This is a genomic window from Virgibacillus sp. LDC1 (assembly GCF_025792345.1).
Taxonomy (GTDB): Bacteria; Bacillota; Bacilli; order Paenibacillales; family Paenibacillaceae; genus Paenibacillus_AQ; species Paenibacillus_AQ lautus.
Window position 1 is genome coordinate 71224 of sequence record NZ_JAOXLZ010000004.1, and the last position, 10470, is coordinate 81693.

General features: G+C 50.4%; 6 protein-coding genes, 1 rRNA gene and 1 riboswitch. All 7 genes read left to right on the top strand.

The annotated features are described in order from the left end of the window. The first annotated feature begins 145 nt into the window (after positions 1–145). Positions 146–1153 carry an AAA family ATPase gene (locus OHJ21_RS24680; RefSeq protein WP_326119870.1) on the top strand — a complete coding sequence of 336 codons (1008 nt, stop codon included), beginning with the start codon at positions 146–148 and terminating at the stop codon, positions 1151–1153. Continuing rightward, complete coding sequence (locus tag OHJ21_RS24685; protein ID WP_486021414.1) at positions 1150–2448, top strand: DUF58 domain-containing protein; 1299 nt, start codon at positions 1150–1152, stop codon at positions 2446–2448. The genes OHJ21_RS24680 and OHJ21_RS24685 overlap by 4 nt, the downstream gene beginning before the upstream one ends. Continuing rightward, positions 2420–4744, top strand: coding sequence for a transglutaminase TgpA family protein (locus tag OHJ21_RS24690; protein WP_486021415.1), 2325 nt, complete (start codon positions 2420–2422; stop codon positions 4742–4744). Before OHJ21_RS24685 ends, OHJ21_RS24690 begins: the two co-directional genes overlap by 29 nt. Positions 4745–4822: 78 nt before the next feature. Then, the gene (gene guaA / locus OHJ21_RS24695) at positions 4823–6361 is read left to right on the top strand and encodes a glutamine-hydrolyzing GMP synthase (RefSeq protein ID WP_100540228.1); all 1539 of its coding nucleotides are present in this window, start codon (positions 4823–4825) and stop codon (positions 6359–6361) included. Between the two features lie 235 nt (positions 6362–6596). Next, on the top strand, positions 6597–7535 hold the full coding sequence (locus OHJ21_RS24700; protein ID WP_486021416.1) for an NADP-dependent oxidoreductase: 939 nt from the start codon (positions 6597–6599) through the stop codon (positions 7533–7535). A gap of 226 nt (positions 7536–7761) precedes the next feature. Beyond that, a riboswitch (purine riboswitch) is annotated at positions 7762–7860 on the top strand. A gap of 216 nt (positions 7861–8076) precedes the next feature. After that, positions 8077–9447, top strand: a complete 1371-nt coding sequence (locus OHJ21_RS24705; protein ID WP_100540230.1) for an NCS2 family permease — start codon at positions 8077–8079, stop codon at positions 9445–9447. A gap of 626 nt (positions 9448–10073) precedes the next feature. Further along, a 16S ribosomal RNA gene (locus OHJ21_RS24710) occupies positions 10074–10470 on the top strand; the annotation flags it as partial.

Here is a 10470-nt window from a genome sequence, read left to right on the forward strand (position 1 = left end):
CCGTACCTATATAATTCATGCGGGGCAGGCCAATCCTTTTCTAGCAAAAGACGTCTATCTTCGTGCTTTCTTGGAAAACCTATTCATAGATTCAAGATTCCAAGTTACCGCTATCTAATAATCTATGAATATAGGTTGGAGGTTGATGTTCTTGTTTAGTTCATCCGTTCATGCTGAAGAAGCAAATCATCCGGAGTGGGCACCCGAGCTTCTGGGGAGGGTTACCCAACGGATCGGCAGTGTCATTGTAGGACATGAGGAGCAAATCTCGTTAACGATGATTGCCTTGCTGGCCGGAGGACATGTGCTGTTGGAGGATGTGCCGGGAGTCGGGAAGACCATGCTGGTGAAGTCGGTGGCTGCGTTAATCGGCTGTGATTTCAGCCGCATTCAGTTTACGTATGATCTGATGCCAGGGGATATTACAGGGGCATCGGTCTATTATCCCCATACGGGGGAATTCGTATTTAGGCCAGGACCCGTGATGTCCAATATTGTGTTGGCCGATGAAATTAACCGGGCATCGCCGCGGGCACAATCCGCGCTGCTGGAGGCGATGGAAGAGGGACGCGTCACCGTGGACGGTCATACCTATCCGCTGCCTGCCCCCTTCTTCCTGCTGGCAACGCAAAATCCTTATGAATATGAAGGGACAAGCCGCCTGCCGGAGGCGCAGCTGGATCGTTTTTTGATGAAATTATCGCTGGGATATCCCAATATGGAAGGTGAATTGGAGCTGCTGGAGCGGGGGATGGGCAGTTCCAGATTGGATGATCTGAAACCGCTCATGATGGGTTCCGAGCTCATCCGGATGCAGCAGATGGTCTCCCGTGTATTTGTGGATGACACCATAAAACGTTACATGGTCAGTGTGGCCGATGCTTCCCGAAGACAACAGGGCGTGACTCTGGGGATTAGTCCGAGAGGGACATTGGCGTGGCTCCGCGCTTCACAGGCAGCTGCTTTTTTGACAGGTCGAATGTATGTCGTCCCTGATGATTGTCTACGTGTTGCCGTATCTGTGCTCACCCACCGGATTCATCTGTCCCATGAGGCACGCGCTGCCGGCGTAACTCCTTATGAAATGGTGGAGTCCATCATTACGAGGTTTGATTTGCCGCGCCAGCGCAGCCGGAAGGGAAATCCGTCATGAGACGCCGTCTGCTGGAATGGTCGAGAGGAGCGGCCATCTGGTCCGTTTCGTTGGGCCTTTATGTTTGGTTAGGCGGGGAATCGCTGCGGCTTGTATGGTGGGCATCCACGATTCTATTGCTTGGCGGGGCTTTGACGAGTTTGCTGGGCCCAACCCGAATCACCATTTCGCATACAAGCTTCCCTTCGTGCATACAGGCGGGGGATTCTGCTCAGATGACGGTTCGAGTAACTTATCGTTCCCTTCTGCCCGTGCCGTGGCTTATCATAACCGACCGGATCGGCAGCAGGGAACATCGCAAGCTGTTGTTCCCCGGCATGAAGCGAAGGCTCGAGTATACCTACAGACTGAACCAGGTTCCCCGCGGAGTCTGGTCTTCAATCTATAGCGAGGTGGAATGGGGCGATATGTTCGGTTGGTTCAGGACAAGCCGGAGTGTGCAAAGCGATACAGGCGGCATGATCGTGCTGCCAAGACCCGCCGAGTGGCCGGAGGCCCAGGTGCCCAAACATGGAAGCGATATGGACATGGAAGATGAACGTATACGCTTTAACGTTTGGAATGAAATGAGAGGTTCAGGCGTGCGCGATTATGTTCCCGGCGATCCCATGAACCGGATTCATTGGAAGAATTCCGCGAAGCTCGGACGCTTGCAATCATTCATGCCGCATGAGGGCTATGGATCAAGGCAGGGGGTTGTGCTGGATACATCGCTCCAAGGGTATGAAGGTCTTGGCGCTTTGAAACCGGAGGATGCATTTGAAGGCGCGGTATCTGCGGCAGCAGGATTTGTATCCCGGCTCATTCGATGCAGAATTCCCTATCAATTATGTATGGATGGAGCGGGTTTAGAGGGCCAATCGATCGAACGCAAAGGCGTATCCAAGGAGCAGCAGAATACGTTGGTGCCGCTTGCCTCCGTTCAACTAGCCGGGAAAGATCCAGTACGGAACCAAAGTTTCGAGAAGTCTCTTTCTCCCTCGCAAAAGAATACGGATTGGGCGATTATTACGGGCGTTTTTCATCAGGGTGCGGCTGTCGCAGCAATCAACCTGCTCAATGAGGGCAGCAGGAAAGTTACCATCTTCTGTACGCAAAGTGTAAAGCGTCTAAAATCGACTGGAAATTCAAGCTCATGGGTTAGTCCATTGGAGAATCAGGCGCAGCCGGAGTGGGCACGAGAGTTTTTCAGCAAAGGCGGGAGGCTGGTTTATTTGCATGAAAAGCCGACAAATGGGAAGCCAATGCAGATAGGAGGTGCCGGCCATGATCGAACCGGGAAGCTCGCCCGTTAGGGATGGAGGCCATCGGAAGACCGGGATATCCGGAGCCTGGAGCGTCCCCCATATTTTCGTCTCCCGATTGTCGCACGGAACGCTTCTTCACCGCATATTGATTACGCTGCCGGTTATGGGACTGCTGTCAGAGTGGCTCTTGCCGCTTCGGGATGCAGGGGACATGGGCGGCCATCTTATGCTCCAAACCTTATTCATCTGGGCTTTATTCTTGCTGCTGCAAGGATTATTTACGTTGCGGGGCTGGGTGTGGCTGCCGCTGAACGCCGTTCTGGTGGTTTGGCTGTGTGCCCGTTTGTTTGAATACAGCCGTCCGCTGGCATGGCTGACCGATTATGCTTCGGATATACTACCGGGTGACGTTTCGGTATTCGGAAATGCATGGGAGTTTACTGCCTTAAGCCAGGAGACGAGAACCATCATCCTCCTTGTCGGTTGGGCGATCATGGTATCAGCGGTCCATATGCTGGCTTTGTATCGCCGAACCGTGTGGTTGTTTGGCGGTTCGACGCTGGTTTATTTGGCAGTGCTGGAATCCGCCATGGAGGAGAGCATATACCGTGATATGCTGCGGGCTGTACTGTATATTTTACTGGCCCAGGGTATGATGCTGATTCTTAAGCTGAAGCAGGAAACCGTTGAGGGATCCTATAGTGGAACTGATATCCCCGAGCCTGTTCGATCCGGCCGCTTATCCGGGCTGCCAGTGCTTCGCTGGAGCCTGGTGGTGCTGCTTGCTTCCTGTTTGATCGCCGGAATTCCCCGAGTGGGAGGAGTTTTTAGCGAGCCTTCGGCGGGTGTGGGATTAACGGTATCCGAAATGGCGGAACGACTGACGGGATGGGGGGATCGAATCTGGGGAAACGCGGAACCGTCGATTCCTGCCTCTCAGGTTGCCGGATACGCTTCCCAGGGAAAAGATTTGGGAGGTCCGCTGACGCTGAACGATGCGTTGTATTTTACCGCACAATCGCCTGAACCGACTTATTGGCGGGGAGACACGTATAACCGGTATGATGGGCGGAAGTGGGATGCAGATCCCTCGATCCGCAAGCCCGTCAAGCTATCCGAAGACCTGAGCGACATCCTCCCCTATTGGGAGCGTCCTAATGGAGACAGGCTGGTCCAGACACTGACTTTTGAACAAGATACCCCCATCCAGACCGTGCTGTCCGGAGGCCTTATTACCCGCGTGAAGGAGATGCATTTCTCCAAAGAGAGAGGTACACCGAGGCTTGCCGTTGACAGGCTGTCCGAAACGGTATCCTTGCAAGGCGAGAGGGCGGTATCCGGTTATACCATAGAAACTCTATACCATCAGCCGGAGGAGCAGTTACTCCGTAGTGCGACTGACAACGATCCCGAATATTTGAAGGAGATGTACCTGCAGCTTCCCGAGCAGCTGCCCTTCAGGGTGAGGGATTTAGCAAGGGAGATCACATTGGACGCTGTGAATAGGTATGAAAAGGCGCAAGCTATCGAATCCTATTTGGAGCAGAACTATACCTATTCCCTGCAAACATCCGTGCCTCCGGAAGGCAGGGATTTTACGGATTATTTTTTGTTTGATACGAAGGAAGGGTACTGCGTTCATTTTGCTACGACCATGACCGTGCTGCTCCGATCCGAGGGCATACCCGCACGCTACGTGACCGGATTTGCACCGGGTGAGCGGGTGGCAGGTACTCTTGACCGCTATGCGGTAGCACAAAAGAATGCGCATGCGTGGGTTGAGGTTTTTTTTCCGGGACAAGGCTGGGTAATGTTCGATCCAACCCCAGGCTTTGGCTTCGGGCAGATGTCCACGCCTCCGCTTGCCGGTGATTCCGGTTCTGCCGGGCTTAAGTACTGGAACAGCTTGTGGAATTCCATGATTTACGGAGTTGTTAAAGTACTCCTTCTGATAGCCGCCATCGGTCCTGTGATGTTTGGGGGCGTACTCTTATTGGTTCTTCCCATCCTAGTGGCAGTTATGTATCAAATTCCGACCGTGCGCGAAAGTTTGGCCTTCATGAGGATGGCCAGAACGATAGCAGTAAGCGGGCGGGAGGGACTCGTATCGGCCTCGGTCTGGGTTTGGGACAAGCTCCAGCGAAGGTTTGGAGAGTTAGAAAGAGGGCAGACCATGCGCCAATACGTCAATGCCTTGTCGATTGCAGATACCGAATTCAGGGCGGAGCTGGAGCAGTTTGCACAGCGCTGGGAGCGGGCGGCATACCATGATGAACCGTGGTCCCGTACTGAAAAAGTACTCTTTTTACGCCAATGTATTCGAATTGTCAAAAAACTGGCATGAAAACAAAGGGCCCTCTTTCTTGACGGTATGAATTAGGGTTGCGTATAATTAATTTCATTAATCAAGGGAGGCCCGGTAATGAATAAGCCTAATGAAATCATCGTCGTTATGGACTTCGGTGGACAGTACAACCAACTTATAGCACGTCGTATTCGCGATCTTGGCGTTTATAGTGAGCTTCTGCCATACAACACGCCCGCCCAGAAAATTAAAGAACTTTCCCCGCGCGGCATTGTTTTCTCAGGAGGTCCTTCCAGCGTGTATTCCGAGAATGCACCGCATGTGGACCCCGCCATTTATGATCTGGGACTGCCGATCTTCGGCATTTGCTACGGCATGCAGTTGATGGCTCAACAGCTGGACGGAAAAGTAGAACGTGCTTCGAAACGTGAATACGGAAAAGCCGAATTGGAATTTGCTCCGAACTCGATACTTGTCAAAGGGATTGAGCAAAAACAAACGGTATGGATGAGTCACGGTGATCACGTGGTATCGCTGCCTTCCGGCTTTAAGCTGGATGCAGGAACGGAATCCGCTCCGATCGCTGCAATGAGTAACGAGGATAAGAAGCTGTACGCTGTGCAGTTCCATCCGGAGGTTCGTCACTCCGTCCATGGTAACGAAATGATCAAGAATTTCTTGTACGAAGTGTGCGGTTGCGAAGGCAACTGGAGCATGGAGACTTTTATCGAGGACCAGGTTCGCGAAATCCGTGAAGTCGTCGGCGAACAAAAAGTGCTGTGCGCGCTGAGCGGCGGCGTTGATTCCTCCGTTGTGGCCATGCTGATTCACAAGGCCATCGGCGATCAGCTGACATGTATGTTCATCGATCATGGACTGCTGCGCAAGGGCGAGGCCGAGAGCGTGATGGAAACCTTCGTCGGCAAGTTTGATATGAAGGTCGTTAAGATTGACGCTCAGGAACGCTTCATGTCCAAGCTGAAAGGCGTAGACGATCCGGAGAAAAAACGGAAAATCATCGGCAACGAGTTTATCTACGTATTCGATGAGGAGTCCAGCAAGTTTGATGATTTTGCATTCCTGGCACAAGGCACGCTGTATACCGATATCGTTGAGAGCGGTACGGACACGGCGCATACAATCAAATCCCACCACAATGTCGGCGGGCTGCCTGAAGACATGAAATTCACGCTGATCGAGCCGCTCAAAGCACTCTTTAAGGATGAGGTTCGTAAAGTCGGCGAGGAGTTGGGCTTACCGGATGAGATCGTTCACCGTCAACCTTTCCCTGGCCCGGGTCTTGCGATTCGCGTACTGGGTGAAGTAACGGAGGACAAGCTGCAAATCGTTCGTGATTCCGACTACATCCTGCGCGAAGAGATTGCGAAGGCGGGACTGGATCGCGAGATCTGGCAGTATTTCACGGCACTTCCGAACATGAAGAGTGTCGGCGTAATGGGTGATGCACGTACGTATTCCTACACCGTAGGTATCCGTGCGGTAACCTCCATTGACGGCATGACTGCGGACTGGGCGCGTATCCCATGGGATGTGCTCGAGAAGATCTCCGTACGTATCGTGAACGAAGTCGAGAATGTCAACCGTATCGTGTATGACGTGACTTCCAAACCACCAGCAACGATCGAGTGGGAATAGTTTTTATACTGCTGCACTAAACCAAAAAACCTTCAAATCCACACTGTGGGATTGAAGGTTTTTTATGTGTGCTTGTAACACACGAATTTTTTTCCTTTAACCAATGGACGGATAGGAGCCAATCGTTTGGATTGTATGCATCTTTTGTGAAATAAGATGAATAATACGTTAGGGTGCATTGTTAAGAGCGAGCTTTAAGGCAGAACCAAGACCTGAACCTGTGAGGAGGAAAAGAATGAAAGCTATCGTCATTGATCGTTATGGGGGCAAGGAAGAGCTTCAGGAAAGAGAAGTACCTAAGCCAACACCGCAAGCTCATCAGGTTTTAGTCAAAGTGGCTGCCACCTCGATCAATCCAATTGACTGGAAGCTCCGTGAAGGCTATTTAAAACAAATGATGGATTGGGAGTTTCCGATTATTTTGGGATGGGATGTTGCCGGGATAATTTCGGAAATTGGGAACGAGGTAACGGATTGGAAAGTGGGAGATGCAGTGTTTGCCCGTCCGGAAACCACCCGTTTTGGCACATATGCCGAATATACTTTGGTGGATGATCACCTGCTGGCGCGGAAGCCTGCTGCTATCTCATGGGAGGAAGCCGCATCCGTTCCGCTCGCAGGACTGACTGCTTGGCAGGCGCTTTTTACACATGGTGAACTGACTCAAGGAGAGAAGGTATTGATCCACGCAGGCGCAGGTGGCGTTGGCATGTTCGCTATCCAGTTTGCCAAACAAGCGGGAGCTTACGTTATAACGACAGCCAGGGAACGTAATCATGAGCTTCTGGCTCCACTCGGAGCTGATCGGATTATTGACTATCGCACGACCCGATTTGAAGATGTATTATCGGATGTGGACGTTGTGTTCGATACGATGGGCGGTGACGTTCAGAAGAATAGCTTTAAAGTGCTGAAAAAACATACCGGGCGAATCATATCGATTGTCAGCGATTTTGATGAAGAGCTGGTAAGGGAATATGACGTAACCGCCAAAAATATATGGCTGGATCCCAATGGTCAGCAGCTTCAGGAAATAGCCGACCTGTTGGAGCAAAAAAAGATAAGATCAGTTGTGGGAGCTACGTTTCCTTTTTCGCAAAAAGGGCTCTACGATGCCCACGCATTGAGTGAGACCCATCATGCTGTCGGTAAAATAGCAATAAGCTTCTCCTAAGGAGCACAGTGCTCCCTATTTCATCCTGCGTGTGGAAACAATCCGGCTTCGATCGCGTCTGCTACTATCACGAATGAAACGCCTCTCGAACGGATTTCAGTGATCATGTGCGCATGGGAATATCAATTTCCGAACATTTCTTTAAATTGACAAGTTTAATATTCGTTTTTGTTATTGACAAGGTTGGGCGTCTCGTCCTAGAATATGTGTAGAAACTGACATGACAACTACAAATAACGAGCTTTTTCGTATAATCCCGGGAATGGGCCCGGGAGTCTCTACAGGTCACCGTAATGATCTCGCTACGAAAAGAAGAGCGGCAATATAATGATGCGGACTCGTCCAGCATTCGAGATATCGGCCTGCAAGATGGAGCAGCGCTCCATCTTGCAGCAGCTGGTTATTCGATAAGGATGCTGCCCTGCAGCATGCGAATGATTGTTTTGCGGCTCTTTTTTCAAGCGACGGCCCTGGGGATTTATTCCTTAGGGTCTTTTTTTGTATGTTGCCGGTCATTAATTTTAAGGGGGATATCTCTACAATGGAGCGTTTCTTTAAACTAAAGGAACACGGAACAAATGTAAGAACCGAGATTATCGCAGGCTTGACGACCTTTATGACCATGGCTTACATCCTGCTGGTCAACAATTTGTTCCTGGGTCCTGATGGCGCGGGTATTCCGCAGGAAGGCGTATTTTTCGCTACTGCAGTAGGTGCCGGCCTTGTGACGATGGCGATGGGCTTCTTCGTTAACATTCCGGTTGCGTTGGCGCCTGGTATGGGTTTGAACGCATATTTCATGACAGTTGTATTAAGCTCGAACGGAGCGATTACCTGGCAGGCCGCACTCGGTGCAGTATTTATCTCCGGTATTGTCTTCATTATTCTCACGGTAACCAAAGTCCGCCAAATGCTGTTGACTGCGGTACCGAACAACTTAAAGATTGCCATTACGGTCGGTATTGGCCTGTTCATTACCATCGTTGGTCTTAAGCTGGGCAACATCGTGACGGCTTCCATTAACCCGGGAACGGATATTACTCATCCGGTACCAGGCGGTGCCTTCAATCTTGGCCTGGGGAATTTCGTTGAGAACAAGGATACGCTGCTTGCGATCATCGGCCTGTTCCTGATTGCCATCCTGATGGTTCTCAAATTGAAGGGCGCTTTGCTTATCGGTATCGTGCTGACGACGCTGATTGGTGTTCCAATGGGAGTAACCGATCTGTCAGGTCTGAGCACTGCAAGCTGGATTCCTTCATTTGATAATCTGGCTGTCGGTCAGATGGACTTGAAGGGCGCCCTTGGCATTGGTCTTGTAGAAGTTATCTTCATCTTTACATTTGTTGAATTGTTCGATACGTTCGGTACATTGGTTGGTACCGCAGGTCGTGCGGGACTCCTGAAGAATAAAGAGGAAGGCGAGAAGAAGCTTGGTAAAGCGATGCTCGTGGATGCTGGCGGCGTAAGCGCAGGCGCATTCCTTGGAACCAGTACAATCACAGCTTTCGTAGAAAGTACTTCCGGTGTTGCAGAGGGTGGACGTACTGGCTTGACTGCGGTTACTACAGGCGTACTCTTTATTCTGGCATTGTTCTTGGCTCCGATTGCTCTGGTTGTTCCTTCGGCTGCTACAGCTCCAGCGCTTGTCATTGTCGGTGTACTGATGATGAGCCAGGTGCGGGATATCGAGTGGGATGATTTCATGCAGGCATTCCCGGCATTCTTGACCATCATCCTGATGCCTTTCACTGGCGGTATCGCTAACGGCATCTCTGCCGGTATCATTGCTTATGTCATCCTGGCGGTATTCGGCAAGTTGATCGGACGCACAGATACTAAGGTGCATTGGCTGATGTGGATCCTGTTTGTGATCATCTTGATCCGGTACGCTTTCCTCGGTGCCGAATAGTTTCGGAATTCTATCTCATAATAAATGAACAAATAGAGCGAAGGCTTCGGGTATCTATCCGGAGCTTTCGCTTTTTTATTTCTGAAATGTAGATATGGGTGATAGATAAGATAAAAACGATGCGTATGACTCATGAACGGTTGAGGAAAGTTGGTAGCTTACTCAGACATTCTCCTATGGATGCACATAAAGCGGGACGTTTCGAATCTGAGATTCAGTGACCAAGTAGACATGTCATCAAGAGCAGAAAACATTGAGTTCTTTCTTTTCTGTCAGCTACACTATATTAGATAGAGAGCATTCTATGAAAAAATCTTTTGAAAAAAGACTTGCATTCAAGATCCGCGCATGGTATATTATATTTCCGGCCAAGAAATACGGTCGAAACAAACGCTTGAGTCAACAAGCCAAAATGAATTTGAAAAACAAATTCAAAAAAAAGCTTGCAATGATCGAGTGGATGTGATAAGATATAAGAGTTGCTGGTGCGAACGAGATTCGCCAGTAACGAAGAAGTTGATCTTTGAAAACTGAACAACGAGTGAGTAAAACGAACCACTTCGGTGGGACGTTGAAATAGAGAATTGAACAAATTCTCGTCAGTTAAGAAATGAGCAAGTCAAACTTTATTGGAGAGTTTGATCCTGGCTCAGGACGAACGCTGGCGGCGTGCCTAATACATGCAAGTCGAGCGGACTTGAAGGAGTGCTTGCACTCCTAATGGTTAGCGGCGGACGGGTGAGTAACACGTAGGCAACCTGCCCTCAAGACTGGGATAACTACCGGAAACGGTAGCTAATACCGGATAATTTATTTCACAGCATTGTGGAATAATGAAAGACGGAGCAATCTGTCACTTGGGGATGGGCCTGCGGCGCATTAGCTAGTTGGTGGGGTAACGGCCCACCAAGGCGACGATGCGTAGCCGACCTGAGAGGGTGAACGGCCACACTGGGACTGAGACACGGCCCAGACTCCTACGGGAGGCAGCAGTAGGGAATCTTCCGCAATGGGCGAAAGCCT